Source organism: Bacillus sp. AF23 (assembly GCF_020861455.1).
Taxonomy (GTDB): Bacteria; Bacillota; Bacilli; order Bacillales; family Bacillaceae; genus Bacillus; species Bacillus halotolerans.
Map to the genome: position 1 here is coordinate 14,923 of NZ_JAJHVY010000023.1, position 26,432 is coordinate 41,354.

General features: G+C 41.9%; 25 protein-coding genes and 2 pseudogenes. 11 read left to right on the top strand and 16 right to left on the bottom strand.

Annotated elements, in window-relative coordinates:
* Positions 1–24: 24 nt before the first annotated feature.
* The gene (locus LNN34_RS13355) at positions 25–732 is read left to right on the top strand and encodes a membrane lipoprotein lipid attachment site-containing protein (RefSeq protein WP_069487564.1); all 708 of its coding nucleotides are present in this window, start codon (positions 25–27) and stop codon (positions 730–732) included.
* A 95-nt stretch (positions 733–827) separates the two neighbouring features.
* Here LNN34_RS13355 and LNN34_RS13360 read toward each other — a convergent pair whose 3' ends face one another.
* The 3 genes from LNN34_RS13360 to LNN34_RS13370 form a co-directional block, all read right to left on the bottom strand.
* Positions 828–2,015, bottom strand: coding sequence for a macrolide family glycosyltransferase (locus LNN34_RS13360; RefSeq protein WP_059291859.1), 1,188 nt, complete (start codon positions 2,013–2,015; stop codon positions 828–830).
* A gap of 471 nt (positions 2,016–2,486) precedes the next feature.
* Positions 2,487–3,749 (bottom strand): glycoside hydrolase family 18 protein, encoded by a 1,263-nt coding sequence (locus tag LNN34_RS13365; protein WP_069487562.1) that lies wholly within the window; start codon positions 3,747–3,749, stop codon positions 2,487–2,489.
* A gap of 138 nt (positions 3,750–3,887) precedes the next feature.
* Positions 3,888–4,562, bottom strand: a complete 675-nt coding sequence (locus tag LNN34_RS13370) for a GntR family transcriptional regulator (RefSeq protein WP_059334603.1) — start codon at positions 4,560–4,562, stop codon at positions 3,888–3,890.
* A 253-nt stretch (positions 4,563–4,815) separates the two neighbouring features.
* Between LNN34_RS13370 and LNN34_RS13375 the strand changes: the two genes are divergently transcribed.
* Entirely contained in the window at positions 4,816–5,553 is a 738-nt protein-coding gene (locus tag LNN34_RS13375; RefSeq protein ID WP_044161595.1) for a sulfite exporter TauE/SafE family protein, read from the top strand.
* A 40-nt stretch (positions 5,554–5,593) separates the two neighbouring features.
* Here LNN34_RS13375 and LNN34_RS13380 read toward each other — a convergent pair whose 3' ends face one another.
* The 3 genes from LNN34_RS13380 to LNN34_RS13390 all read right to left on the bottom strand — a co-directional run bounded on the left by LNN34_RS13380 (position 5,594) and on the right by LNN34_RS13390 (position 8,043).
* On the bottom strand, positions 5,594–6,799 hold the full coding sequence (locus tag LNN34_RS13380) for a Bcr/CflA family efflux MFS transporter (RefSeq protein WP_229043613.1): 1,206 nt from the start codon (positions 6,797–6,799) through the stop codon (positions 5,594–5,596).
* 198 nt (positions 6,800–6,997) lie between these two features.
* A complete protein-coding gene (locus LNN34_RS13385) occupies positions 6,998–7,321 on the bottom strand; it encodes an AzlD domain-containing protein (protein ID WP_059291864.1) in 324 nt (107 codons plus the stop codon).
* The gene (locus LNN34_RS13390; protein WP_059353168.1) at positions 7,318–8,043 is read right to left on the bottom strand and encodes an AzlC family ABC transporter permease; all 726 of its coding nucleotides are present in this window, start codon (positions 8,041–8,043) and stop codon (positions 7,318–7,320) included. The genes LNN34_RS13385 and LNN34_RS13390 overlap by 4 nt, the downstream gene beginning before the upstream one ends.
* 118 nt (positions 8,044–8,161) lie before the next feature.
* Between LNN34_RS13390 and LNN34_RS13395 the strand changes: the two genes are divergently transcribed.
* From LNN34_RS13395 to LNN34_RS13405, 3 genes and pseudogenes are all read left to right on the top strand, one after another.
* Entirely contained in the window at positions 8,162–8,719 is a 558-nt protein-coding gene (locus LNN34_RS13395; protein ID WP_059291866.1) for a helix-turn-helix domain-containing protein, read from the top strand.
* A gap of 82 nt (positions 8,720–8,801) precedes the next feature.
* A pseudogene (locus LNN34_RS13400) lies at positions 8,802–9,295 on the top strand (MarR family transcriptional regulator).
* Positions 9,296–9,310: 15 nt separating this feature from the next.
* Complete coding sequence (locus LNN34_RS13405) at positions 9,311–9,940, top strand: nitroreductase family protein (protein WP_229043614.1); 630 nt, start codon at positions 9,311–9,313, stop codon at positions 9,938–9,940.
* A 40-nt stretch (positions 9,941–9,980) separates the two neighbouring features.
* Here the strand turns inward: LNN34_RS13405 and LNN34_RS13410 are convergent.
* The 3 genes and pseudogenes from LNN34_RS13410 to LNN34_RS13420 form a co-directional block, all read right to left on the bottom strand.
* Positions 9,981–10,286 (bottom strand): annotated as a pseudogene (locus LNN34_RS13410) (SDR family oxidoreductase); the annotation flags it as partial.
* 37 nt (positions 10,287–10,323) lie between these two features.
* Positions 10,324–12,981 (bottom strand): MMPL family transporter, encoded by a 2,658-nt coding sequence (locus LNN34_RS13415; RefSeq protein WP_229043615.1) that lies wholly within the window; start codon positions 12,979–12,981, stop codon positions 10,324–10,326.
* A complete protein-coding gene (locus tag LNN34_RS13420) occupies positions 12,978–13,436 on the bottom strand; it encodes a MarR family transcriptional regulator (RefSeq protein WP_044161608.1) in 459 nt (152 codons plus the stop codon). The genes LNN34_RS13415 and LNN34_RS13420 overlap by 4 nt, the downstream gene beginning before the upstream one ends.
* A 167-nt stretch (positions 13,437–13,603) precedes the next feature.
* Here LNN34_RS13420 and LNN34_RS13425 point away from each other — a divergent pair, with 167 nt between their 5' ends.
* From LNN34_RS13425 to abc-f, 3 genes are all read left to right on the top strand, one after another.
* Positions 13,604–14,113, top strand: a complete 510-nt coding sequence (locus tag LNN34_RS13425) for a DinB family protein (protein ID WP_229043616.1) — start codon at positions 13,604–13,606, stop codon at positions 14,111–14,113.
* A 178-nt stretch (positions 14,114–14,291) separates the two neighbouring features.
* Entirely contained in the window at positions 14,292–15,671 is a 1,380-nt protein-coding gene (locus tag LNN34_RS13430; protein ID WP_229043617.1) for an amino acid permease, read from the top strand.
* Between the two features lie 359 nt (positions 15,672–16,030).
* Positions 16,031–17,665 carry a ribosomal protection-like ABC-F family protein gene (gene abc-f / locus LNN34_RS13435; RefSeq protein ID WP_229043618.1) on the top strand — a complete coding sequence of 545 codons (1,635 nt, stop codon included), beginning with the start codon at positions 16,031–16,033 and terminating at the stop codon, positions 17,663–17,665.
* Between the two features lie 399 nt (positions 17,666–18,064).
* Here the strand turns inward: abc-f and LNN34_RS13440 are convergent, their stop codons facing one another.
* The 4 genes from LNN34_RS13440 to LNN34_RS13455 all read right to left on the bottom strand — a co-directional run bounded on the left by LNN34_RS13440 (position 18,065) and on the right by LNN34_RS13455 (position 20,105).
* The gene (locus tag LNN34_RS13440) at positions 18,065–18,538 is read right to left on the bottom strand and encodes a GNAT family N-acetyltransferase (RefSeq protein ID WP_059353163.1); all 474 of its coding nucleotides are present in this window, start codon (positions 18,536–18,538) and stop codon (positions 18,065–18,067) included.
* A 131-nt stretch (positions 18,539–18,669) separates the two neighbouring features.
* Entirely contained in the window at positions 18,670–19,014 is a 345-nt protein-coding gene (locus LNN34_RS13445; RefSeq protein ID WP_229043619.1) for a DoxX family protein, read from the bottom strand.
* Positions 19,011–19,610 carry a TetR/AcrR family transcriptional regulator gene (locus LNN34_RS13450; protein WP_229043620.1) on the bottom strand — a complete coding sequence of 200 codons (600 nt, stop codon included), beginning with the start codon at positions 19,608–19,610 and terminating at the stop codon, positions 19,011–19,013. Before LNN34_RS13450 ends, LNN34_RS13445 begins: the two co-directional genes overlap by 4 nt.
* A 159-nt stretch (positions 19,611–19,769) precedes the next feature.
* Complete coding sequence (locus LNN34_RS13455; RefSeq protein WP_229043621.1) at positions 19,770–20,105, bottom strand: thioredoxin family protein; 336 nt, start codon at positions 20,103–20,105, stop codon at positions 19,770–19,772.
* Positions 20,106–20,434: 329 nt separating this feature from the next.
* Between LNN34_RS13455 and LNN34_RS13460 the strand changes: the two genes are divergently transcribed.
* A complete protein-coding gene (locus LNN34_RS13460) occupies positions 20,435–21,019 on the top strand; it encodes a DUF421 domain-containing protein (protein WP_229043622.1) in 585 nt (194 codons plus the stop codon).
* A 289-nt stretch (positions 21,020–21,308) separates the two neighbouring features.
* Here LNN34_RS13460 and LNN34_RS13465 read toward each other — a convergent pair whose 3' ends face one another.
* On the bottom strand, positions 21,309–21,728 hold the full coding sequence (locus LNN34_RS13465; RefSeq protein WP_229043627.1) for an Lrp/AsnC family transcriptional regulator: 420 nt from the start codon (positions 21,726–21,728) through the stop codon (positions 21,309–21,311).
* 291 nt (positions 21,729–22,019) lie between these two features.
* Between LNN34_RS13465 and LNN34_RS13470 the strand changes: the two genes are divergently transcribed.
* Entirely contained in the window at positions 22,020–22,781 is a 762-nt protein-coding gene (locus tag LNN34_RS13470; protein WP_229043623.1) for an MBL fold metallo-hydrolase, read from the top strand.
* A gap of 85 nt (positions 22,782–22,866) precedes the next feature.
* On the opposite strand, the gene LNN34_RS13475 is transcribed toward LNN34_RS13470, so the two are convergent.
* Both LNN34_RS13475 and LNN34_RS13480 read right to left on the bottom strand, forming a co-directional pair.
* Positions 22,867–23,640, bottom strand: coding sequence for a GNAT family N-acetyltransferase (locus tag LNN34_RS13475; protein WP_229043624.1), 774 nt, complete (start codon positions 23,638–23,640; stop codon positions 22,867–22,869).
* Positions 23,641–23,810: 170 nt separating this feature from the next.
* Complete coding sequence (locus tag LNN34_RS13480; protein WP_229043625.1) at positions 23,811–25,259, bottom strand: PLP-dependent aminotransferase family protein; 1,449 nt, start codon at positions 25,257–25,259, stop codon at positions 23,811–23,813.
* 133 nt (positions 25,260–25,392) lie between these two features.
* Here LNN34_RS13480 and LNN34_RS13485 point away from each other — a divergent pair, with 133 nt between their 5' ends.
* On the top strand, positions 25,393–26,292 hold the full coding sequence (locus LNN34_RS13485) for a DMT family transporter (protein WP_229043626.1): 900 nt from the start codon (positions 25,393–25,395) through the stop codon (positions 26,290–26,292).
* Positions 26,293–26,432 lie beyond the last annotated feature (140 nt).

A 26,432-nucleotide genomic window follows, 5' to 3' on the forward strand; every position in this document is an offset into this window, starting at 1 on the left:
TCTCTTTTTAATGGAGGACTCATGATGAAAAAGATTCTATCGATTTTATTTTTTATCGTCATGCTTGCGGGCTGTTCATCAAACGCCGATTCTGAAAAACAAAATACAGCCGGAGAGCAAACAGCTAAAGCCGTACCGCAAAGCACTTCGTCTCAAAAGGACAGTATAGATGAGTATCAGCCTAATGCACAGGTAACAGATGACCGGTCATTGCTTAAGGTAAATCAAACGTTTTCTGATGACAAAGGAGAAGCCGTCTTAAAAGATATCAAACAAGTCAATCAAACTTATAAGATTGGAAACGTAGAGTTAACAGTAAAAGAAATGAAGCTGATCCACTTACGTCCGGATTACAGCATGATTGATTATTTTCATGTATTAACACACGATGAAGAGTTTGATTTCGTTAAAGTTTTCGTTGATATCAAAAACACATCTTCCGAGAAAGTGAATTTTGCCCCGATTGCATTGATGAAAACAAATACAGGTGAAACCTTTGATTGGAACAAAGATATGTACCTCGAAGAGTTGAATGGTGAATTAGAAGGCGGCGCCGAAAAATCCGGCAATCTCGGCTTTATTGTAAACGCAGCAAACGGACATGCTCATGATCAACCATCAGCTGAGAAGAAGAAAAAAGAGATCAAATGGATTGAAATCACAACAAGTGACGTTTTTGACCAAAACCATAAGAAGATCAGTGATTCACAAAAGATCAAAATTGCATTTTAATCATTGCCTCCTGCACATCGTACAGGAGGTTTTGTCTACGGATAGATATGAAAAAAACCGCTATTCAACACAGCGGTTTTCTTTATACACTTTTTCTATTTGGTTTTCTGATGAATCAGCTGATCAATTCGCTCCATCACTTCGTCCATGTCCATACACTCTTGAAAGCTTTGATTGATTCTTTTAATGCCCTCCAAATATTGATCGTTTTGTAAAACTTCCTCTATCCCCTGTTTCAATAACTGCGCATTTACTTCATCCTTAGAGATCGTATAGCCCGCTTGGAGTTCAGAGAGACGCTGCGCTACCATTGGCTGATCCTTGTCATGAGGCATTACAACCAAAGGCACGTTAAAATGAATGCCTTCATTGACGCTATTCATGCCGCCGTGTGTAATGAAAACGTCTGAGTGTTCCAGCACTTCCAGCTGAGGCACATACGGGGCAATGATAAAGTTTTCCGGTGCCTGTTTTAATTTTGTGAGATCTGCTTTTTCTCCCGCTGCAATAACGACTATTCCAGCAAAATTAGAAAAAGCGTCAATACAAAGGTTGAAGAATTCTTCTGTTTTGTCCAGTACCGTACCCATTGAAATATAGATGACCTTTTCATCTTTTAGCTGTTCAACAGGAAAATCCGTTTTGGCTGCTCTTTTTGGAAAGCTTGGTCCGATAAACAGGCATTCATCCCCAAAACGATCGCTTTCGGGCTGAAAATAACGGCTTGTATATACGACATTCAGTTCGCCTTTATTGTTCATGAATTGAACCAAGTTTTTCGGGGATACGCCGTATGTTTCTTTCATCTCTGCCAGCAGATCTTCACACTCTTGATCCAATTGTAAAGGCACTTCTGAATCCGGATGCAGCGGCAATATCTTTAAATGCTCTTCATCGAATAAGAAGGAAGCAGATGAAGAGATGCCCGGGATGTTGAGATAGTCTCTGACCAGCTCTCCCGCACCGAATTTATCATAATAAACAAAGTCAAACTGAATGCTTTTTGACAACTCTTTTACGACATGTAAAATGTCCAGTGAGGTTTTGATATGTATTTTCAAGAAATCAAGAATGCCGTTTGGCGAAGCGACTTGAATAGGTGTTGTTCTCAGCAAATCCTGATGAAGATGGACAGTCGCTCCCACCGCTTCTAATCTTTCTTTATATTTTTCAGTGGATATATAGTGGACATCATATCCTCGATCGGCAAAGGCTTTCGTAATGCCTAATGTAGGATTCACATGGCCTTCTGCTGGGAAATTCAGGATCAATACTTTTTTCATTCTGACAACTTCCTCTCACTCATATTCCGTAAGCGTTCATAAGATGATATGCAATTTGTGCCTGATTAGACTGATGATCGTTCTCACTATCGATCATAATGGGGGAGACTGACGCCATGCAAGTGACAAATGATCGAATTATTCTGCCGCTTTAGGCTGATGCGGTTTTCCAGCTATCAATCGGTTAGATAAAGGATATCACCAGCGCTGCCAGCCAGTGAAATGACACTTTTCCGGGAACTCAGGGCTGCTCGAAGCACCGCAGTCAAAAAAATACGCCTATATCCTCCTTTGTATGAGAATGGCATTTATCTGCTTCTTATTTTCAACGCCGTGAACCATTATCATCTGATTGTAACGAAGCAGCTTAGAGATAATGCACGATGCGAGAAACAACGCAGGGCAGCTGAGACGGTAAAAGCATTCAGCAGCCGCTTAAAACATCACTAAAAAGACACCGAACCGGTGCCCTTAAACCTTTCTGATCGTAAAAAATTTCCGCAGAAGCCACGGTGCTGGTGTGAATCCGAGTGTTAACTGCCAGGCGCCTATTGCTTGTAATCCATACTCGCGGACGATCAGCATCTTTTGGCTCATGCTCCTGACATCTTCAAACCATACCTCATGCGTCCGCCCCTGCTCATCTCTGTAGCGAAAAAAAGGCGATTGATATTCGTTTGAATATTGAATGGGTGCTTGGTACCTCATCGCTGTTTCAATTGATTTTTGATTTGAGATAGCTGAAGCCACTGTTCCCGGCTGGTAAGGGATGATCCAATTGTAGCCGTAGAGCGGGACTCCGATGATGATTTTTCTCCGCGGCACCTGGGCAATCGCAAATTCAATTGTTCTTCTTATTTCAGTAATCGGCGCAACAGGCCCCGGCTCGCTTCCCGCATGATGCCAGTCATACGCCATGATAAACATATAATTGACAACCGCTCCGATCCCTCCGTAATCATAGCCCCTCAGCCACGGAATATCATCGCTTGTTTTTGCCGGAACCGCTATGGTCAGCACATACCCTCCCGGCTGCAGACGATCTCTCAGCTGACGCAAAAATCCTGTGAACAGATCCCGATCAGCGGCGCTCACTTGTTCAAAATCGATCGTCACGCCGCCATATCCCCTTGTGGATACCAAGTTATAAATATTGTTAACCAGATTGGTTCTCGCAGTTGGATTGTTTAACACTTGGTGTACAAGTTCCGTGCTGAAGCCTGCTGAGGTCAGATTTGTTATTGTAGCAAGCGGCGTCACCCGTCTTCTCCATGTGGTTTCAATAGCGGCTGCGTCATTCAATTGATTCGCAATGTCGCCATTAGGCGCAATATGGTATTCGAAAATGGAAATCGAAGACGAATACGGGGCGTAATCATTGATTAAATCACGATCTAGCTCCGGATTGCGGAGCACGTAAAAGCTTAACGTTCCCGCAATATAGTTTGAGATATTAGGAATCGTCAGTCTCATTCCTGCTTGCAAGGCATTTGGATTTATAGCTGGATTTGCGGCTCTTAGCCGTTCTGCCGGAACAAACGCTTTTGCCGCAATAGCTCCGAGCGTGTCTCCCGGCTGTACTGTATATACATAAAGAGGGATGAGCAGAGCCTGCCCCGGCACAATATTCGTTTCTTCTAAACCATTCACACCCCGTATTTGATCAACAGAAGCACCGTATCTTCTGCCTATGGAAAACAAAGAATCACCCGGCCGGACGATATGGATAAACATGTCTAACCCCCATTATTCGTTAGTCAATCATCATAGAATCTTATTAATGGGCTTCCTTATATATGATTTACGATTGATTAAAGTGATGAGAGAAATAAAAAATACCAAGGACTCATCCTCGGTATCTGTACATGTCATTTAATTTTCTTTTCCTTCTTCAAGCACACGCTTCAAATGTTCTGAATCATGATTGAAATGAGCCATCATATATTCTTTGGCTGCTTCTTTGTTTCTCTTTTTTACTTCTTCAAATATGCTGCGGTGTTCACGCAGGATCGTTTCAGGGCGGTTGTCCCCTTTATAATTAAGAATTCTGCAAAAGTGAATCAGATCGTTTACATGCTCAAGCAAGTTTTTTAAATGTCTGTTATGGCTAAAATCGACAAGCAGCTGATGAAACTTTTGGTTTAAGCTGATCATTTCAGTTTCTTCCGCTCCGTTACGAATAGCGTTTTCTGTTTCTTCAAGCTGTGTTTCAAGCGTTTGAAGCTCTTCGTCATTCGCTTCGTCTATGACCAATTCGACAGCAAGCAGTTCGAGTGGAATTCTGATTTTATAAATTTCATCTACATCTTTAGCCGTTAAAGAAGCGATTGAAAATCCATTCCGGTCATCTGCTCTTAACAAGCCGTCTTTCTCAAGCAGCCGCATAGCTTCCCGTATCGGAGAGCGGCTGACGCCGAAACTTTTAGCCAGCTGTGTTTCATTGATCCGTTCCCCCGGCTTAAAAGTCCCGTTAAAAATCATTTTTTTCAGCTGGAAATAAAATTGCAGGTAATAAGGAGTCGGCTTGTCTAATTTAAAATCATCCATATAAATAATACCTCTTTTGAATAGATTCAGGGGGCTGTTCTTCATCAAAATCATATAACAGATGATAAAGGGAAGCAACAAACTGCCTTGTCAAATTCCAAAATTTGCGGTACGATATGTTTGCTAAACGACGGTCGACGGACTACTGTCAACCAATGAGATGATTCTCTCATCGGCTGCCGGACACTTCGCCTCAGCTACAATCACTCAGCTTCATTACATTTACAGCTCAGAATACAATGGAGGAATAAATATGCTCATTATTCTTGTTATGTTTCTTCTCGGAATCATTTTAGGCTTTATTGGTGCCGGGGGCGCCGGCTTTGTTATTGCTCTTTTAACCCTTGTTTTCCATATTCCGATTCATACAGCTTTAGGCACATCCCTCGCCGGCATGGCTTTCACCAGTTTATCAGGGGCCTACAGCCATTACCGGGAAGGCAACATCCAATTAAAAATCGGTTTAACGGTCGGATGCTTTGCTGCCGTCGGGTCATTTTTCGGGGCAAAGCTGACATCTTTTATTCCCGCCGATTTGCTTCATTATTTGACAGCGGGAATGTTATTTTTATCAGCGATTCTCATTTTAATCAGATTATTTATTTTAAAAGAAAAGCCTCAAGGGAATCAAAGCAATGTGTCAATGTACACAAAAGCCGTGATTTTAGGAATTGTATCAGGCATACTTTCCGGCACATTCGGCATCGGTTCTGCTCCTTTTATCCAGATCGGTTTAATGATTATGCTGAACCTTTCCATCCGACATTCTGTCGGAACGACGATGCTTGTCATTATCCCTCTTGCTGTAGGCGGAGGTATAGGGTATATCACGGAAGGATTTGTTGATTATGTATTGCTGGTCAAAGTCTTGATCGGAACCATGTGCGGTGCGTATGTTGGCGCGAAATTCACCAATCTCATGCCAAAGGCAGTCTTGAAATCAGCAATCTTTTTGACTCCGGCCATCGCCGGCCTGCTTTTGCTATTTTAATAAAATCAAAAAACCTGACATGCCGTCAGGTTTTTTTTGATTAATTCTGCTTCACGCTCTCTTTAGTTAATCTAAAAAAGGCGAGCGAACCGATAACTGCTGTAACAAACATGATCGCTCCCATCGGAACAGCTGTCGTCTCATCAATGCCCACAAGCGGCGAAACGATGGAGCCAAGGAGCAGTGGGAGCATTCCCAGCAGCGCACTTGCACTTCCGGCGCGGTGCCCCTGTTTTTCCATGGCCAGCGTAAACGTGCTCGTCAGAACCATGCCGATCGTAATCATATAGACAAAAATAGAGATAACCAATGCAGCGAGAGGACCGTGAATCATCGTCATCGTTAATAGCACGGCAGTCGCAATCATAGCTGTAATGACCGCCATGCGGAGCAGGCTTTTTTCATGAATGATTCCGCCAAAGCGCCCGATAATAAAGCTTCCCGTAATAATCGCCAGGCCGTTAATGCCGAATAAAATACTAAACACCTGCGGCGACACTCCGTAAATATCCTGGTACACAAAAGGCGTACCGGATACATAAGCAAAGCTTCCCCCGTGAACAAATCCGACAGTTAACGCGTAGCCCATAAAAGAACGATCCTTCAGCAGGCTCCCCATTGTTCTGACAGATGTTCCAATTGAGCTTGGAATCCGCTTTTCGGGCGGCAATGTTTCTTTTAGCCTCAGCGCAATAACCAGTACTAGCACAAATCCGATGATCGTTAAAAAGTGAAAAATCGTATGCCACGTTGCAAACGGCAGCAATAAAAGAGCACCGCCTGTCATTGGCGCAATCATTGGCGCGACTGCGGTAATCACCATTAACAGTGAGAAAAATTTAGAAAGCTCTCTCCCTGTGAACACATCCCGCACGATTGCCCGAGACAGCACAAGTCCTGCAGAGGCCGTAATCCCCTGTAAAAAACGGGCTGCCACCAGTGTTGTAATGTTTGGTGAAAGCACACAGAACAGAGAAGATAACGCAAATAAGAAAATACAGATTAATAGCGGTTTCCGTCTTCCCTGCGCATCACTGACCGGCCCGACAATCACCTGGCCGATGGTAAGCCCGATCAGACAGGCTGTTAAACTTAACTGTACAAGCGAGGCACTGGCCGATAAATCATCGGCAATGTCAGGAAAACTAGGCAAATACATATCTATATTAAGCGGGCCCAATATAGCAAGCATGCCGAGCAGAAATGCCAATGCCAAACGCTCTTTTCCAGTTGGATTTTGCAGCATCCTATCAAAACCTTCCCTTCAATCTATTATTTATCTGAAACAGATGTCACTCCAACAATTGATTGAAGCTGTAAAACATTTGTATATTGTACCATAACTTTCAGCCAGTGAAAGCCGCTTAAAGATTGAATCAGAGACACAAAAAATACCAGGGGGTGCTTCCCCCTGATATCGTGAGTTTTGATGTAAGCAGCTGTTTTATACCCATAAGCGCAAGCCGGCCATAAGAACAACACCGCTGATGACTGTCATAGATAAACTTTTTGTTTTCAGTGCAATCAATAGAGTAGGAATCAATACAACTGCTGCCTGCCAATTCAATTTCAGAGAATCATTGGATTGAATCATGCAATCCTTCACAACAAGTGCCGTCAATATACAAACCGGCACATAGGAGAGCCATTTCAGCACAGGCTCCGGCAAGGAAATATTCCGTACAACTAAAAATGGAATTACGCGGGGAATCATTGTAACCAGCGCGCAGCCGATAATCACCATCAGGATGTATGTATTTATGCTCATTTATCTGTCACCACCCCGATTGTCGCTACAATGATCGTTGAGATGATCACAGCGAGATGTGACGGCATAAAGAAAGAGAAAACAATCATCCCAATCACCATATAAATAATGAGAGATACATAGTGTTTAATCTTTGCAGGCACAACATGTTCCATCTGCAAAATCAGCAGTGCTAAAAACATAGCCGTCACCGCAAAATCGAGTCCGAACGTTTCCGGATCGGTAATCCATTTACCAAAGACTGCCCCTGCCACACAAGAGAGCACCCAGCACGCATATGCAGTGAGATTTAAACCGAACATCCATCGATCACTAATTGGTTCTTTTTTTACAATCTTATTTGAAGCAACACCGAATGACTCATCTGTCACCATCATGCCGATCCCCACATTTTTCACTAGCGAATACTTTGAAAAATGAGGAGCAAGCGCGGCACTTAATAGAAAATTGCGTAAATTCACGATAAACGTTGTCAGGATAATAGCGGACATCGGACTGTTCGCTGCTAACAAAGCACAGATAACGAACTGGGAGCCGCCGGCAAAAACCAAACCTGACAACAGCGTAATCTCAAGGACGCTTAAATGCGAGGCAATCCCCACGATTCCGGCAGCCAAACCTATACTGATATAGCCGATCAGCGTCGGGACACAATCTTTAAACCCTTGTAAGAACGATGGCTCGCAAGTTTGGGCATGAGTGATTTCTTTCTCTGATATCATTCTGTTTCTCCTCCTCGTCCAACATATTATACACATATATGTTATAGCTTACAACTGTATGTAATAGCTGATTTTAATATGTTATAATGAAGCGAATATGACGTAAGGAGATACATGTATGGATGATATCCAAGCCATTATCGCAAAGAATCTTGTCAAACTCAGAAAAAGCAGAAACCTGACTCTTGATCAAGTTTCTGAGTTAACGGGCGTCAGCAAAGCGATGCTCGGACAAATTGAGAAAGAAAAATCGACCCCGACTGTCACCACTCTCTGGAAGATCGCAAATGGGCTGCAGGTATCTTTTTCTGTTTTTCTGAAAGAAGACAAGCCGAAAGTAAAAAAAATTAATCTTAAAGATATTGAACCTGTTACAGATAATGAAGAAAACTACATTGTTTACCCCTTTTTTCCCTACAATCCTGAAACAAAGTTTGAAATTTATGTTGTCGATCTGAAACCGGGATGCATACATGAAGCAAAAACACATTTAGGAGAAGAATACATTTTAATCAAAGAAGGCGAGTTAACCGTCAATCTGCAGGATCAGGAGCATTCGCTGGTACCAGGAGACGCCATGCAGTTTACGGGATCCACGCCGCACAGCTACATCAATTCATCACAGAAAACGGCCAGCTTTTTTCTGCTGATGTTTTATCCTGAGCCGCAAGGATAACAAGAACCTCCCACCTTATATGTTGGGAGGTTTTTCAAATGTGCAAATGGCTTGCAAATTGAAATCAATCGTTGTATATTAATTGACGTGTCAATCATTGATATATCAATTATTTTTTTGACAAGAAAGAAGGGATGGGTTTTGGCATCATTTTGTTCTGAGGAAGCCGAGATTTTATATCAGCTGCAAGGCGTGAACAAAGTGATTGGCGTGAAGTTCGAGGCATGCACGGGCATCAGCCAATCTCGTTTGGAATTGCTGACATTGCTTTATCATGCGGATGAGATCAGTCAAAGCGACCTTCAAAAGAAAGTCAATATCGACAGCGCGGCCGTCACAAGACACCTAAAACAGCTTGAAGCCAAAGGCATGGTATCAAGACGGCGCAAGCCCGAGGACAACCGCATCACCCTTGTTCGGTTAACAGACCAAGGAAGAGAGCGAATTGAGTCTTCTAAGAAGGAAAAGGAGCGTTTCATGAAGGAAATGCTCGCAAATGTAAGCGCAGAAGAACGCCACCTGCTCATTGATGTGCTGGCGCGCATGCGAAACAATATAGATAATATTGAAGCTTAAAAGGAGTGTATCAACATGATCAAAACAAACGATTTTATGGAAATTATGAAAGGACGCCGTTCCATTCGCAATTATGATCCGACAGTGAAAATCAGCAAAGAAGAGATGACAGAAATCCTAGAGGAAGCTACAACTGCGCCATCCTCTGTCAACGCGCAGCCATGGCGTTTTCTCGTCATCGACAGCCCGGAAGGAAAAGAGAAGCTCGCGCCGCTAGCAAGCTTTAACCAAACACAGGTCACAACATCATCTGCCGTCATCGCTGTTTTTGCAGACATGAACAATGCAGACTACTTAGAAGAAATCTATTCAAAAGCCGTGGAGCTCGGTTACATGCCGCAGGAGGTCAAAGACAGACAAATCGCTGCCCTGACTGCTCATTTTGAAAAGCTTCCTGCACAGGTAAACCGTGAAACGATCCTGATTGACGGCGGCCTTGTTTCTATGCAGCTTATGCTGACTGCACGCGCGCACGGCTATGACACAAACCCGATCGGCGGCTACGATAAAGAAAACATCGCGGAAGCCTTCGGATTAGACAAAGAGCGTTATGTGCCTGTTATGCTTCTTTCCATCGGAAAAGCTGCGGACGAAGGATACGCTTCCTACCGTCTGCCGATTGCTACCATTGCAGAATGGAAATAAAACAAAGCTCCCAAGAATGACTCTTGGGAGCTTTTTCATTTTAAATAAATCCGCCGTTCACCCGGATCGTCTGGTCTGTGATCCATTGGATTGTTCGCTCGTTAAAAATTCAATCACATTTGCGATATCTTCCGGTACCGCATTAATGGTGATTTGTTTCACAGCTAATTCTTTGGCAAGCTGACGGGTGAATTGCTCAAGCGCCTTTTGTTCCCGCATATATGCTGTACGTCAGAAACATTTGACCGACAACAGATGTAGAAAAGTTGATGATTCTCCCCTTCTCCTCCATGTATTTCAACGCTTGCTGACAGGTGAAAAACGTGCCTTTTACATTTACAAAAAAGAGTGATGAACAAATGAATTGTCACCACTCTTTTTTTCTATTCTTTATTTTTCTTTCTGCCAAACGGCCACCAGTTTCCTTCTCCAAATGTCACAATGATTGCCGGCATCAAGAGCGGAAGAATGACAAGGCCGTATAGCAGCAGCCCGATAATGACGACACTTGCCACCTGCATCAGCGTATTAACACCTGATGGCATCATCGCCGCGAATGTACCGGCCAAAATAATAGCCGCAGTGATGATGACAGAGCCCATTTTGCTCATTGACCTGATGACACCTTGATGAATGCCAAGCTGAACCTCTTCTTTAAAGCGGTCAAGCAGGAAGATCGAGTAATCCACCCCTAACGCGATCAATATGACAAAACTGAAGAACGGTACCGCCCAGCTGACTCCATCATTGCCCAAGATATTCACAAAAATTAATTCCGTCATTGATATTGAAGTGTAATACGTAAGCAGCAGTGAAGCGATCATATAAATCGGCATCACCATTGAACGGAACAAGATTGTCAAAACGATAAACAGCCCGAGAATCATGATGACCATCGTTCTGGAGAAATCCGTTGTAGACAGCTCTTTTAAATCGGCATTGACGCTCGTTACCCCGCCGTAAACAATTTGAGTGTCCTCCAGAGGCGTGCCGCCGACTTCGCCGGCTACCGCTTTTTTGATCTGGTTTATGGTCGTAATCGCTTGTTCTGAATACGGGTTTGAATCCAAGACGACGCTTAATTGCACTCCCTTGCCGTCTGCAAAGGAATACCGATCAATTGATTTCTTAAAATCCTTATCTTTCAGGACTTGATCAGGAATAAAAATCCCCGTATCCCGAACGGTTGAGCTTTTGCTCATGCCCTCTAACATATCACTGGATGCCGTAATCCCGTCGGTGATTTTTGTCAGTCCATTATTTGCGCTCTTCACACCTTCGGCAAGCTGATTCAGGCTTTCTGTCAGCGTTCCGGCCTGTTTCTGCTGGCCTGAAAGCTGCTCATTTGCTTGCTCAAGTCCGGTTTGAATTTGTCCAAGCTGTCCGCTGATTGCTGTGAGCTGCGGCACCGCCTGTGCGGTATTGCCGGTTTGAGAAAGCTGTTTGCTGACAAGCTGCAGCTGCTGATTGATTTTTCCCAAACCGTCAGCTGCATCTGACAGTGAGCCTTCGGAGCTGCCATTCGCGGCCGTTCCGGTTTGCCCGGACATTTGATTCAGCCCATCTTCAATATCCGTTAACCCGCTTTGGACATCAGCAATCCCCTTTACTGTCTTATCCAGTCCGTCTGACACAGAGCCTAGCTGTTTATCAATATATAAATCTTTGATTATTTCACCCGTCGGCTGGGTGATGGTCATGACGGAATCAACATGTTCGACTTTCTCAATGGCTTTGCTGATATTTCCGAGATAAGGGATCGTCTTAGCGGTAGTGAGATCCTTGTCTCCTTTTATCACCACATTCACCGGAAATGCTTTTCCTTCACCAAACCCATCCTTAATGGCTTCAAGACCTTTGATAGATTTGTAATCGCTGCTGATTTCCGCCGTTGAATCGAATGAAATCTGGTCATCATAGGTCAAAATGAACGGAAGCGTGATGATGACTGTTATGACGAGAAACAGAAACGGACGGGCAACAGAATGTCTGCCGAGAAACGCCCACAATTTATTGTCACTGTGCGACAGCACTTTCTTAGACGGCCAGAAGAGCTTTTCACCGAGCATCACCATAAATAAAGGCAGCAGAGTGAAGAGGATGATCATTAAAATGCCAACCCCGACAGCAACTCCCACAGCTGATTGGAAAATGGCAAACTTCGCAAAACCAAGGGCAGAAAACCCGATCAATACCGCAAACCCGCTGATAAACAATGTTTTTCCGCCTGTACGGTAAGCAATAAGGGTTGCCTCTTTTTTGTCATGCCCGTTTGCCAGTTCTTCACGGAAACGAGTCAGAAGAAGAATACAGTAATCTGTTCCAATCCCAAACAGGATGGCAACTAAAAAGGTTTGGGTAAATGTCGAAATAGGAAAATCAACATGATAAACTAAAATGCCCAGTATAGATTGACTGATTACATACGAGAAACCGACAATCACAATCGGGATAAAAGGCGTCACAACAGAGCGGAACACGATCAGCAGCAAGCCGATAATCAAACAGACTGTGATCACTTCCGTTTTCTTAAGCCCATCCTCTGAGCTGTGCGCAAAATCCTGATTGATAAGAGACGCTCCCGTAATATATGCCGTCAAATCATCGGGAACGATTTGATAAATATCATCAGCAATATTTTCCGCTTTCTTATCAGATCCGGTGATCGTTACGGGAATAAGAATGGTTTTCTTATTCTTTGAAATCAATTGATCTTTGATTTCTTTTTCACCTGTCAGCGGAGATGTTACCTCTTCAACACCATCAATCTTTTTGACGTTATCGATTATGCTGCGGAGCTGATCCTCTGTATCTTTATTTAGCGCACGATCTAATGTGAAGACAATGCTTATCGAATTATTGTTTTCTCCGGCTTTTTTCAGAATAGCATTTGCTTTTTCTGAAACGGAATCAGCCGGCAGCTGTGACTGCCCCTTTTGATTGGCCAGCTCCGTTAAGTTGGGAGAAAATAAACTCAATATAACAGTCAGCGCTAAGATAACCGCCGCAATGACCCATTTGAATCTGACAATCGATTTCATTCCGGAAGATCCCCTCCTTTAAATTTGCTTTTTAGAATGGTAAATATGTCAATGAATGATTGTAAGTGCTCCTCATCTATATCGTGCATCAGCTCTTTGAGCGCGTGAAAGATAGCTGAATCCAATTCTTCGATAATGCTTTCACCGTTTTCTGAAATTTTGATTCGTTTCGTGCGTTTATCACTTTTTACCGGACAGTCATCCCACTCAACCAATCCCTTTTCCAGCAGCTTCTTCAATCGGTTAGAAATCGCGCTCTTATGCACGTTTTGATACATGGCCAGGCTGCCGGGAGAAGATGGGCCCTTGACTTTTAAAATTTTTAACAGGTCGGCCTGTTCTCTGGAGATGTGTTTGAATACATCCTGATCGACTTCATGATGTACAAACTCTGTACCTTCAAGTAAAACTTCTACGAAAAGATTGATCGCTTGGCATAGCTTCTGTTCATTCAACGTCTTTCCTCCTGCACTTTAGTTTACACCCCTAAACTTTCGATTGATACTACATAGTTTATCCCCCTAAACTATGTTCTGTCAATACATTTTATTCGCAGAAAACTCCCTAAAGAATGTTTGTTCGTATACAATAGAAACGATAAACGTGAAAGGGGAAAATTCACATGTCTGATCTAGCATTACAATTGTATGAATATAACGTATGGGCTCATCAGCAAATATTTAATCGATTAAAAGAGCTTCCACAGGAGGTTTATCGTCAGGAGATCCAAAGTGTGTTCCCGTCAATATCCCATGTCTTGTCCCATGTTTATCTTTCTGATCTCGGCTGGGCGGAAGTGTTTTCCGGAAAAAGTATGAACCATGCTTTGGCATTAGCTGAACAGCTTACAGACCAGACAGTGGCGAAGGAACTAGCGGAAATGGAAGCCCTGTTTCTAAAGTTGTCCGAGCGATATACAACTTTTTTCGAGCAAAAGGAACAGATCCATAAACCCCTTCAGATTGAAAATCCCGCCGGCGGAATCATGAAAACGACCGCTTCTGAACTGGTGCCGCATGTTGTAAATCACGGGACATATCACCGCGGCAACATAACAGCGATGCTGCATCAGATAGGGTACGCATCTGCTCCGACTGATTATGGGCTTTATCTGTATATGAAAAAATCATAAAATGGCGTAAACAAAAGCGGCTCCCACGATTGAGCCGCTTTTTTCGTATCTTGTGATGAATCGATAAACCTTAAAATTCCCTTCCATATTTCCTGTATAGTAAAAAAGATAGAAATTTTAGTGTTATAATAGTATCTAAAAACATGTTTAAACAATTTTCAATGGAGGAACACACAAAGTGACAGACGACATGACGCAAGATCCTAATATAAATCAGCAGAAACTGTCGAGAGGCCTGAAAAACAGGCACATCCAGCTTATTGCGATCGGCGGAGCCATTGGGACAGGCCTGTTTCTCGGCTCGGGAAAATCGATACACTTTGCAGGGCCGTCAATTTTATTTGCTTACATGATCACAGGGATCATTTGCTTTTTAATTATGAGATCGCTTGGAGAACTTCTGTTGTCTAATCTGAACTATCACTCTTTTGTTGATTTTGTTCAAGATTATTTAGGCGATATGGCCGCATTTATCACAGGCTGGACCTACTGGTTCTGCTGGATTTCAATCGCGATGGCCGATTTAACTGCGGTCGGGCTATATACCCAGTATTGGCTTCCCGGTGTGCCGCAATGGGTTCCGGGCTTAATCGCTCTTATTATTTTACTGATTATGAACCTGGCTACCGTCAAGCTGTTTGGAGAATTGGAATTCTGGTTTGCATTAATTAAAGTCATTGCCATCTTGGCGCTGATTGTGATCGGTCTTTTTATGATTTTCAAAGGCTTTTCCACAAGTTCAGGTGTTTCCAGTTTCTCGAATCTCTGGAGCCACGGAGGTATGTTCCCGAATGGAATACACGGGTTTATCCTCTCGTTCCAGATGGTTGTGTTTGCCTTTGTCGGCATTGAACTCGTCGGGCTTACGGCTGGTGAAACAGAAAACCCTGAAAAAGTCATCCCTAAAGCAATCAACAATATCCCTGTAAGGGTGCTGCTTTTCTATATTGGGGCGCTTCTTGTGATTATGAGCATCTATCCATGGGATGTCATCAATCCTAGCGAAAGCCCATTCGTACAGGTCTTTATTGCAGTCGGCATCGTCGGTGCGGCAAGCATTATCAACTTTGTTGTATTAACGTCAGCTGCCTCAGCCTGCAACAGCGCTGTATTCAGTACAAGCCGCATGGTCTATTCACTGGCGAAAGACAAAAATGCGCCGGAATCAATGGCGAAACTGACACCGCGCAAGGTACCGAGAAATGCATTGTTCTTTTCAGCTATCGTGATTTTAATCGGTGTCACATTGAACTACATCATGCCGGAAGGCGTATTTACCTTGATCACAAGTATTTCCACCGTATGTTTTATCTATATTTGGGGAATTACCGTTATCTGCCATATGAAATACCGTAAAACAAGACCTGAATTGGCGAAAGCAAACAAATTTAAGCTGCCGCTTTATCCATTTACGAATTACTTAATTTTGACGTTCCTGGCGTTTGTCCTTGTTGTACTGGCATTAGCACAGGATACTCGGGTTTCCTTATTTGTTACACCGGTTTGGTTTATTTTGCTGATTGTGATCTATAAAGTAAGAAAAGCGAAGCATCAATAAGATTCGCGGCTCCTGCCTCAGAAATGAGAGCAGGAGCTTTTTGATGAAAATGACCTTTGCTTTCTAATTGAAAAATATGCTATATTGTTTGTAATAAATTGAGAAGGATTGAAAAATATGCTATATTGTTTGTAATAAATTGAGAAGGGATGATGGGTGGACAATGATTAACTAATCTTATTTTTAACGATTGAAATCGCATATTTCAAATCATAAAAAATAGGATTAGTCTGCCCATTTTCTATATACGTACGCGCTATTTCTGAAGAATAGCTTATTTAATCATGGCAAAGGCACGGCTAATCCTTCCAAAACATTTGGGAGGATTTTTTTGTTCTCCCTTAAAGCGAGGGATATAGATGAAAGAACAATTAAAACTAATAAACATCAGCTATGAAGTGAAGGATCTTACCGTTTTTAAAAACGTAAATGCCAGTGTTCAGCAAGGCGATATCATTGGGATTATCGGCAAAAACGGGGCAGGAAAATCGACGCTGCTTCACCTCATCAACAAGGACTTAACTCCGTCACAGGGACAAATCCAATGGATGCATCACGGCTTAAAAACGGTGCTGGTTGAACAGGAAACTGAATCGTATTCCTTTGAGAATCAGACACCTGCCGAAGTGAAACTGCTGGAGAAATGGCACGTGCCAGCCCGTGATTTCAGCCAGTTAAGCGGCGGAGAAAAACTGAAAGCACGGCTGGCAAAAGGGCTATCAGAGGATGCAGACCTTTTCCTGCTGGATGAACCGACAAACCATCTTGATGACATAAGCTTGCAATTTCTCATTCAGCAGCTGAAAAATGTTAGCGGCTCTGTCATTCTCGTTTCGCACGATCGGTATTTCTTAGATGAAGCTGCCACGAAAATATGGTCAATCGAGGACCACACGCTGACTGAATACAAAGGGAATTACTCTGGTTACATGAAGTTCCGGAAAGAAAAAAGACTGACACAGCAGCGCGAATATGAAAAACAGCAGAAAATGATTGAACGGATTGAAGCACAAATGACAGAACTCACTTCATGGTCGGAAAAAGCCCACGCACAATCGACGAAAAAGGAAGGGTTTAAAGAATATCATCGTGTAAAAGCAAAGCGCACAGATGCCCAGATCAAATCGAAACAAAAGCGGCTTGAAAAAGAACTCGAAAAGACAAAGGCTGAGCCTGTCGACCCGGAATATACTGTTCGTTTTTCAATTGATACAACTCATAAAACAGGAAAACGGTTTTTAGAGGTTCAAAACCTGACGAAGTCATTTGGCGAAAAGACACTGTTCCAAAACGCCCGCTTTACGATTCAGCACGGAGAAAAGGTTGCCATTACAGGCCCAAACGGCTGCGGAAAAACAACCTTATTGAAAGTCATTCTTGGACAGGAAACGGCTGAGGGAAAGGTGTGGATATCACCATCAGCAAAAATCGGTTATTTAACACAGGAAGTATTTGATTTGCCTTTAGAACAAACACCGGAGGAGTTATTTTATCAAGACACGTTCGAGGCGAGAGGAAACGTGCAGAATATCATGACGCGATTGGGATTTACCGCTTCTCAATGGACAGAACCAATTCAACATATGAGTATGGGCGAGCGTGTAAAGTGCAAGCTGATGGCTTATATCTTAGAGGAAAAAGACGTGCTGATATTAGATGAACCGACCAATCACCTCGACCTGCCGTCACGCGAACAGCTGGAAGAAACACTGTCACAATACAGCGGCACACTGATTGTGGTTTCACACGACCGTTATTTTCTCGAGAAAACAACGAACAGCAAACTCGTTATTTCAAACAATGGCATCGAAAGGCAATTGAATGACGTTCCTTCAGAAAGAAATGACCGGGAGGAGCTTCGTTTAAAGCTTGAGACAGAAAGACAAGAAGTGCTGGGAAAGCTCAGTTTTATGACGCCAAATGATAAAGGGTACAAGGAGCTGGACCAGGCTTTCAATGAGCTTACGAAACGGATGAAAGAACTGGATCAATAGCGTTTTAGGGATACCAAGGGCTGTTCGCCCTTGGTATTTTTTAAGCTTTCGTCTCCAGCCCTCGCCGCAGGAAATATCTAAAGACCGCTCAAATGTTTGTTTATTCTCGTAAACCAGCTGAATGTCAGCCCTTCAAAAAGCGTAATAAAGGCTATCACACACTTCTCGGGCGGACATGTGATGCCCGATTCTTTAAAAACAAGTCCAATCCGGCTTTTCAAAGCATGCAGAAACATCAAGGTACTGGGCTGAAATAAAATTGCAGGAGCCATAAACGACATTGCCAGCAAAAAGGCTACATAGGGCATTCCGGGACTCAAAAAACCAATGATAAACGCTGCTTCTTCTTCAACAATCTCGGACTAAACGCGTCCGCTAAGCAGGCCGCATTTTCACCTGCTAGACCAGCTGTCTCCGCATTTTGATATTTGTCATGATATACCCCATTTTCTGATAAAGGTGGACGGCTGTTTCATTGTGCGCAAACACATGGAGAGCAAGCCTTTCCGCTCCCAATTGCCTCGCCTTATCATCTAACGCGTGAAGCGCCAATTGAGCCAGCCCTTTACCGCGGAAAGCTTCATACAGGCCAAATGAATAAATAAACGCCTCTTTTTGCGGATGGTGCGGGTCAGCATACAGCCAGAGCCAGCCAATGTTTTCTCCAAGGTCATTCCTGATGTTCCAAAAATGATGATTGCTGCTGTTTCGTCCATTCGGAATCATGTTCTCATATGCCTGTTCCGATTTCTCAAACGCCTCTTTTTCCGTCCATGTTCCCGATTGTATGTTTTGTTTCGCATAATTTTGCACGGACGTCCCGCGAAATGCTTCGAACTCCTCCACAGTCATGTTTTCCAAAGTTAACGCCATCCTGTATTCCTCCTTTATGAAAAAAGTCCAGCTGGTGCCGGACGAATAACGTACACATGAAGATCTACTTCTATTATTCTATTCGATAAGAGAAGGAGGTCTCCTTCAAATTGGTTTGTTAAGTGAATGGCTTATGTGGACTCCCAAATGATTATAATGATAGAAACAATCAAACAGATTATTGCGGGTATCGTCATGAGAACCGATTGGCGCGCTCGAACAATGTGTGCATGAACCGCTCCCGCCATGAGAACGATAAACAGGACGCCTGCCCCAAATGCTGCATACCGATTCCAAATTCCCGCTGTCATAGCAAATGCCCCCGCTATTTCAAGAATACCAGTAACAGTCAGAAACCATAACGGATATTGATAATGCCGCCAATGCTCCACTTGAAAGGGCACGCGGAACACCTTTATGATGCCTCCCGCGAGCATAAAAGCTGCCAAACTGACTTTCATGATGATAGATATCATCTTGCGTCACTCCCTTTTGGAAGCATCCCGTATATTAAGAGATTGACAACCTGAGCTGCGAGACTTGCCGGATCTTTGATTCCGGTTAACAAATATGAATCGGTCAAATGTTCAATCATGCCGATCAAGCATTCCGCCACGGTTTCCATTTCCAATTCGGAACGAAAATAGCCAAGGCGCTGTTCTGCTTCTAAGTTGCCTTTCAAAACCATCGCGACATCTTGTTTCAATTGTTTCGCTTCTGGGTTGAGAAAAAAACCGATCCTTGTTAAATCCTTGTCCTCCGCCAGAAACTGAAAAACAGTTTCCACAGCAGAGAGCACTTTGTTTGTTAGATCGTTCGCATGTAATCTGGTTTCCAGGAGAAGTGATTCTGTCAGCTTTCTTAAGCGAGAGTGGAAATCATTGATTAACTCCAAAAAGATGGCTTCTTTACTTTGAAAGTACAGATAAAAGGAAGGCTGCGTCAGTCCAGCTCTTTTCACTATGGCACTTACCTTCGTTTCATGAAATCCCCGAATCGAAAATTCCTGTGCAGCAGCTTTGAGCAATCGTTTCCGGCTCTCCTCCCCTTTACGTCCTTTTCTGCTTTTCACATCGGATCAGCCTCCACAAAAAGATACTCTTTAGTAACATTACTCATGAGTATTATTTCATGCACTTGGATTTTATGTCAATGAATTTCATATTCAGCTGCTTCCTTCATAAAAAAATAACGAACATGACTTGCTGCCATGTTCGTTTAACTGCGCATTTTATTCCTCATATAATTGATAAACTCTTTTTAATTTCTGTTCCAGCTGTTCAAAATGCACGAAACGCGCTTCTCTCAGAAATTCAGTACCCTCAATAAATAAAAGAAGAACGGGAACGGTGAAGACCGAAAATCTGCCGGCAACCTCCTCCACACTATCAGCATTAACGTGTCCTAGTTTGATATGCGGAAACTGCTCCAGCAATTCTCTGAGCTGAGGCAAAACTGCGTGGCATACTATACAGCTAGGTCTTGATATATAGATAAAACTTAACTGGTGACGGTTTATAAAATTCTCTATTGCATTCAGTGATAGTAATTCAGTAACCTCTTTCATCCCATTCCTCCTGCTGATTGGTATTTACCTGCCTGAAATATACGGGACCAGCCTTAAGAATGTCCATATATCTGCTTTATTTTTATATAACCTGTCAAAAATTGTAATACAAATCTTTTCACCTAATCTAAGTCGCTTGGAACGCGAACCGCTGTAAGGCAACTTTATCGCTGTTTATTCTCATGCGGGCAGCTTGGCAACATACAAAGTCATTCATCATGCTGAATGAACAACCAGGCTTTCGGATATATTAACGTTCAAATGGTCAAAGACGCTCTGCAGTTAGCCTCCGGCGTTATAATCCTTTACATTACTGGTCAGGTGGTAGGATGAGTTTTACTTGGGAAGCATTTGTCCTCATAATATCCGGTGTGATTTTGCTTAGAATTTCAGGAAGAAAATCAATTGCGCAAATGACCTCGGCACAAACGGTTGTCATGATTTCGATCGGAACCATCATTGTTCAGCCGATCATCGAAAACAGCCTATTAAAAACACTAGTTGCAGCTGTCATTTTTACGCTCTCACTCCTTTTTATGGAGTGGATTCAGCTAAAGTCTAATTTGATTGAAAAGCTGTTAACCGGGAAAGCGACAATTATCATTCAAGATGGCCAATTACATGTAGACAATTTAAAGAGAATGAGACTGACGTTAGATCAGCTGGAAATGCAATTGAGACTGCACGGCGTTTCTACTTTACAGGATGTCAAAAAGGCGACGTTAGAAGCAAACGGTCTATTAGGCTTAGAATTAATTGATGAAGCCAAGCCTTTAACAGTCAGGGATTTAAAAAAGATTATTCACCCCGACTTTATCAAAGAAGATGTTCAGCCATCCCATTCAAAGAACCGAAATTTATTTGATGAAATCGATCATGAAAATGTAAATTCAAGCCCTAAAAAGCTGCATTAAAAAAGACGCCTGTGATTGGACGTCTTTGTGTGCCTTTTTTCATCAATTGTCGGCCATTCAGTTGAACAGCTGGTGCAGCGCCTCCCTGTTCCAAAGAACACCACAGATCCAGATGATATACGTAATTTGTTAATCACTAATTGGAATAAGAATGGATTCCAATTACAGATGATTCGCCACAGTCTGATTAAATGTCTTTATCACTTCAGTATCCTTCCGCCTTATAACAAAAACCAAAGGCTGACACCCTTGGTTTTTTTAGCATTTATATATTCTTACTTTATGCATTTTATTGTTTCATGTTATTAATAATAATAGACAATTTATAGTTTACATGCTTATTTAAGCCTACCAAAAATTCATCCAGCAATTCGTTAGAGGGAAATCTGCATTCCAGAAGATAACAGCCATCCCCGCTGATTTTATAATTATTGATGACGTATGTCTCTTGCGTTTTGATAAAGGAAAGATAAGGCTGATGGTGCGTGCTTTTTGTATAGATATTAATCAAGGCATGGATAGAATATCCCAATTTGTCTTGATTCACTTTAATGGTATAACCCTCAATCACTCCGTTATCTTCTAATTTGGCAACCCTGGATGCAGCGGCTTGGCCCGTCAAATGAACTTTCTCTCCTAATTCTTTCATTGTAATACGGCTGTTTTTAGATAACTCTTCTATTATTTGCATATCCGTGTGATCCAACATCATATCCTATCCTTTCCTTTCAAAAACAAATGAAAACATTGTATGCGCTAAGTAAATTGGCACCTATGTCCGAGTTCCAAAAAACACATTCACTTTTTTAAAACCCGCGTACTATTTTGGTTGTCTCCTGCATTCTCTTCAATCAGCATGCACTCTAGCCCGTTCGATGTTCATTTGTAATAGGTTCTTTCAACATTCAAGTAAAACGGCAAAAAGACTTGATTTCATCCATGTATTTGGCGATTGGTCATAGTATAAGCTATACGTATATCAAAGAAAAGGAGTTTTAATATGAACATTCAACAAATTCGTAATGCCACACTTGTTGTCGAATATGCAGGCAAAACGTTTTTAATAGATCCAATGTTAGCAGAAAAGGGCACTTATCCTCCATTCCCAAATTCACCACGACAAGACCAAAAAAATCCTTTAGTCAGCTTGCCGACATCAGTGGATCATATCATCAACAATCTTGATGCAGTCATTGTCACTCATTTGCATTTAGATCACTTTGATGATGCAGCCAAAGACATGTTGCCAAAAGACATAAAAATGTTTGTACAAAATGAAGAAGATGCGAAAGAAGTCAGAAACGCCGGTTTTCAAAATGTCGAGATTCTCACAACCGACACAGACTTTGAAGGTATTCAATTAATCAAAACCAAAGGCGAACACGGCAGAGGAGATATTTTAAAACTTGCCGGTCTTGTATGCGGTGTCGTGTTCAAACACCAAAGCGAGAAAACGTTATATGTAGCCGGAGATACGGTTTGGTATGATGCGATCCAAGAAGAGATCGATACACACCAGCCAGAAATCATTGTAGTGAACGGAGGAAACAATCAATTCTTTGAGGGCGGCTCTCTCGTCATGGGGAAAGAAGATATCCATGAAACGCATCAAGCAGCCCCTCATGCAAAAATAATCGTGAGCCATATGGAAGCGGTCAACCATTGGGCATTATCCAGAGAAGAAGTAAAAGGCTTTATTCATGAAAAAGGCATGTCATCTCATGTACTAGTGCCGGATGATGGCGAATCATATTCATTTTAAATGGCGAAAGAGTTCATGTGAATAAGCATGATATGCTCCGTCAGCTTGGTGCTCAAGAAAAGGCCCTTCCTTAGAAGGGTCTTTTTCAACCTGATTTTTTAAAAAAAATGGTGTATTTGGTTGATATCTCAAATCCTAGTTTTTTTGCTACATGAATAGATGATTTGTTGCTGACATCACAATCCCAGCTAGGGCTGACGCCTTTTTCGAGACAATCATTTATAAACTTGCTCCCAGCAATATAAGCGAACCCCATCCCTCTATATTCTTCGTGTGTATAGATATCCATTTCTGCATGATCGCCGCCTAGAAATATGGAGGTGCACTCACTGACAACATGATTGTCATACAAAACAGCGAATCCAAATCCGTTTTTTAAAAAATTCGAGACTGAGCCCCAATATTCCTCATAATAAGCTTTTTGAAATGCAGTGCTGCTTGAAATGATATCTTCATTTATTCTTTTTAATGTAAATCCCTTTGGAAGCTGAAAAGCCTTTTTGGCAGAAATTTGTTGAAAAAACGCATATCGTATCATTTGATTCAACTCATCAGGCAGTACAGTTTTTATTACGCTGTCCCATGAGCGATTGGGAGAAAATAGAGTAAATCTTTTTTGGGATTTAGCTCTCTTTTTGTATAATTCAACGATACATTCATTAACATTTTGATTTCTTTCATCTCCTGCAACATAATAAATTCCTGAGCTGGTTCCTATCAGAAACGATTGATCATCTGCATAAACAACTCCCGGAATTGTTTGTTCTAATATTGAATAAACAAATGTCGGGCAACATGTTTCTTTATGATGTATCAATGGTTTGACTTTACTATATTGTTCTTTTTTTATCTCCTGCAAACTGTACCCTCCTATCACTTTCCCTCTTTTATTCTATCCGTAAAAGAATTCCCCTCTTTTAAGAGACACTTCTGTTTTTTAAAACAGCCAGTAAGATGAGGAGACACCCACCACTCTACATATTCATCTTATAATTTCTAAGAACCTATCTATCAACATTGAATGCATTTTTATTTACTTGCCAGTTCCTTAATGATCAAACTTAATTCATAAATTCCCTTTTGGAGATCTTCAAGGGATGCATAAGCGTATGACAAGCGAATATAATTGCCTTTTTCCTGAGCATAAATACTCCCAAGATTGAGAAGAATCCCTTTTGTTAAGGCTTTTTTATAAAGTAATTTCATAGATATCGAGGGCAATATTTTTAACCAGATAAAGAATCCCCCTTTAGGAATAGTCCAAACAGCTGCATTCTTCATATTGGTTTCTAAAGCGCTCGTAACAAATTGCCTTCTTATCTTTAATTGATGTCTCACCCGTTCTAAATGCCGCTGATATTGGCCAGATGTAAACCATTCCGCCGCTACTCTTTGAGACAACGAACTCGATCCGTAATCTGTCTGCATTTTAATGTCAGATAAACGTTCAATCACTGGCTCTGGCCCGACTATCCATCCAATCCTTAAGCCCGGGCTTAGCGTTTTCGATAAACTTCCTACATATAGCACATGGCCGTTTTTATCTATTGTTTTAATAGGATATGGCGGAATGTCATCTATCCACAGCTCACGATATATGTCATCTTCAATAATGGGAAGCTGCTTTTTTTCGCTTGCGGTAAGGATTTCTTTCCGCCGCTCTTCTGACATTAAGATACCAGTCGGATTTTGAAAACAAGGGTTTGTATATAATATGGCTCTTCCCCGTTCCCCCTTTGTCATATGAATATGGTTTGGCAAAAGCCCCTCTTTATCCATAGGAAGTCCAGTCAGATTCATTCCGGCTGATTGAAATACATGTAATGAATAAAGATAAGATGGCTGATCAAGAAAAACAGTTGAACCTCTTTGCAAAAGCCCCATTGATATAAGCTGTAAGGCTTGCAGTGCTCCTGAAACAATAAGAATGGATGAAGGTGAAGCATGAATCCCGATTGTTTTTAAATAATCACTCAATGCCTCTCTTAAAGGCAAGTATCCTTTTGGTTCCTCATATCCGAACGCCTCTATGTTTTGAGATACCTTGCCCATAATCTCTTTCATAGCAGACAAAGGAAAAATCTCATTTGAAAGTTCTCCTTTGCTTAGCTGTATAAGATCAGAATTTGATTCTGATTGATTGATCTCTTGAACAATTCTTCGGCTTGGCTGCTGGATTCCCGAAGTTACATGTTTCTCCCAATTGGGTGCAGAATACTTAGCCAACAGTGTCCAAGTATTGTTGATGACAACTGTCCCTTTGCCCATTCTGCCTTCAATCAACCCATCTGCCATCAATTCCTCTAACGCTGTGATAACCGTGCTTCGATTTACATGAAAGTCTTTTGCAAGCGTTCGCTGGCTTGGAATCTTACTTCCAATCGGCCACTCTCCATTTCCTATTTTCTCTTTTATATAATCAATGATTTGTAAGTACTTAGGAAGCTTTCTAACCGTTTTTTCTTCTGTAAAGCTCATCAAAAGCAGTCTCCTTCAACTAAAGTGGTTGGGTCAAAAATTGTGTAACTGGTTGAAGCCATTTTATCAAATCTCTATTAGTATAAAACACACTAAATAACTGGTTGGTTTTTGTAAAGAAGGAGTGAAGATCATGAAAAAGAAAACTGTGCAATTCATCATATCTTACAGTCTTATGATCGGTTTGTGGGCATCAGCTTTTCCGGGAATTCGTGTAGGTCTGGAATATTACACACCCGAACACCTTGCTTTATTTCGTTTGTTAATCGGATCTATGGCATTGTTGCTTTTTGCTGTGCTGACTAAAATGCGCTTACCTGACATGAAAGATATCCCTGTCATCTTATTATTAGGGTTTTTAGGTTTTGCACTCTATCACATTTTGCTTAATATCGGTGAAAAAACAGTTAGTGCCGGGATTGCAAGCTTACTCGTAACCACAGCACCAATCTTTTCTGCAGTGTTGTCTCGCCTGTTTTTTGGTGAACATTTTGGTTTTTCTAAATGGATTGGCTCTATCATTAGTTTATTGGGTGTGTCATTTATTTCATTAGGAACAGGAGACCATGCGCTTTCAATGAAAGGAATTCTGTTCATTCTGCTGGCAGCTTTTGCAGAGAGTATTTATTTTGTTTTTCAAGCCCGTTATATAAAAAAGTATGGTTTTATTCCATTTGTAACGTTCACGATTTGGGGTGCAGCCTTACCAATGCTTGTTTTTCTTCCAGGCCTATGTGGGGCGTTTTTAAACGCCTCAATGAACTCCACATTGTCTATCGTTTACTTAGGTTTATTCCCGACGGTCATCCCATACTTTGCGCTTGCATATGTAACTTCAATCGTCGGTGCTTCTGAAGCAACGATTTCACTTTATGTAACACCTGCTTTGACGATGGTGATTTCCTGGATGTGGATAGGGGAAATGCCTTCACTTATTTCACTGCTAGGCGGAATGGTGACTGTCAGCGGGGTTTGTTTCACCTACATAAAAGGAAGCAAAATAAAAATGTTAAAGGAGATGAAAAAGTTCTAATTTCCTTTTCTGTCTTGATGTACGGTATCGGTCGGTACCCTGCTTCATGTCATGACATGAATGAATAAAAAACATACCAATCGTAGGGACTGACCCCCGTTTTTGAGACAGGGATCAAAACACCTTTTATACAGCCAATT

Excerpts from the sequence above, each read along its gene's own strand:
- LNN34_RS13355 (WP_069487564.1), top strand. The coding sequence starts at position 25 with ATGAAAAAGATTCTATCGATTTTATTTTTTATCGTCATGCTTGCGGGC.
- LNN34_RS13360 (WP_059291859.1), bottom strand. The coding sequence starts at position 2,015 with ATGAAAAAAGTATTGATCCTGAATTTCCCAGCAGAAGGCCATGTGAAT.
- LNN34_RS13365 (WP_069487562.1), bottom strand. The coding sequence starts at position 3,749 with ATGTTTATCCATATCGTCCGGCCGGGTGATTCTTTGTTTTCCATAGGC.
- LNN34_RS13370 (WP_059334603.1), bottom strand. The coding sequence starts at position 4,562 with ATGGATGATTTTAAATTAGACAAGCCGACTCCTTATTACCTGCAATTT.
- LNN34_RS13375 (WP_044161595.1), top strand. The coding sequence starts at position 4,816 with ATGCTCATTATTCTTGTTATGTTTCTTCTCGGAATCATTTTAGGCTTT.
- LNN34_RS13380 (WP_229043613.1), bottom strand. The coding sequence starts at position 6,799 with ATGCTGCAAAATCCAACTGGAAAAGAGCGTTTGGCATTGGCATTTCTG.
- LNN34_RS13385 (WP_059291864.1), bottom strand. The coding sequence starts at position 7,321 with ATGAGCATAAATACATACATCCTGATGGTGATTATCGGCTGCGCGCTG.
- LNN34_RS13390 (WP_059353168.1), bottom strand. The coding sequence starts at position 8,043 with ATGATATCAGAGAAAGAAATCACTCATGCCCAAACTTGCGAGCCATCG.
- LNN34_RS13395 (WP_059291866.1), top strand. The coding sequence starts at position 8,162 with ATGGATGATATCCAAGCCATTATCGCAAAGAATCTTGTCAAACTCAGA.
- LNN34_RS13405 (WP_229043614.1), top strand. The coding sequence starts at position 9,311 with ATGATCAAAACAAACGATTTTATGGAAATTATGAAAGGACGCCGTTCC.
- LNN34_RS13415 (WP_229043615.1), bottom strand. The coding sequence starts at position 12,981 with ATGAAATCGATTGTCAGATTCAAATGGGTCATTGCGGCGGTTATCTTA.
- LNN34_RS13425 (WP_229043616.1), top strand. The coding sequence starts at position 13,604 with ATGTCTGATCTAGCATTACAATTGTATGAATATAACGTATGGGCTCAT.
- abc-f (WP_229043618.1), top strand. The coding sequence starts at position 16,031 with ATGAAAGAACAATTAAAACTAATAAACATCAGCTATGAAGTGAAGGAT.
- LNN34_RS13440 (WP_059353163.1), bottom strand. The coding sequence starts at position 18,538 with ATGGCGTTAACTTTGGAAAACATGACTGTGGAGGAGTTCGAAGCATTT.
- LNN34_RS13445 (WP_229043619.1), bottom strand. The coding sequence starts at position 19,014 with ATGATATCTATCATCATGAAAGTCAGTTTGGCAGCTTTTATGCTCGCG.
- LNN34_RS13455 (WP_229043621.1), bottom strand. The coding sequence starts at position 20,105 with ATGAAAGAGGTTACTGAATTACTATCACTGAATGCAATAGAGAATTTT.
- LNN34_RS13460 (WP_229043622.1), top strand. The coding sequence starts at position 20,435 with ATGAGTTTTACTTGGGAAGCATTTGTCCTCATAATATCCGGTGTGATT.
- LNN34_RS13465 (WP_229043627.1), bottom strand. The coding sequence starts at position 21,728 with ATGTTGGATCACACGGATATGCAAATAATAGAAGAGTTATCTAAAAAC.
- LNN34_RS13470 (WP_229043623.1), top strand. The coding sequence starts at position 22,020 with ATGAACATTCAACAAATTCGTAATGCCACACTTGTTGTCGAATATGCA.
- LNN34_RS13480 (WP_229043625.1), bottom strand. The coding sequence starts at position 25,259 with ATGAGCTTTACAGAAGAAAAAACGGTTAGAAAGCTTCCTAAGTACTTA.
- LNN34_RS13485 (WP_229043626.1), top strand. The coding sequence starts at position 25,393 with ATGAAAAAGAAAACTGTGCAATTCATCATATCTTACAGTCTTATGATC.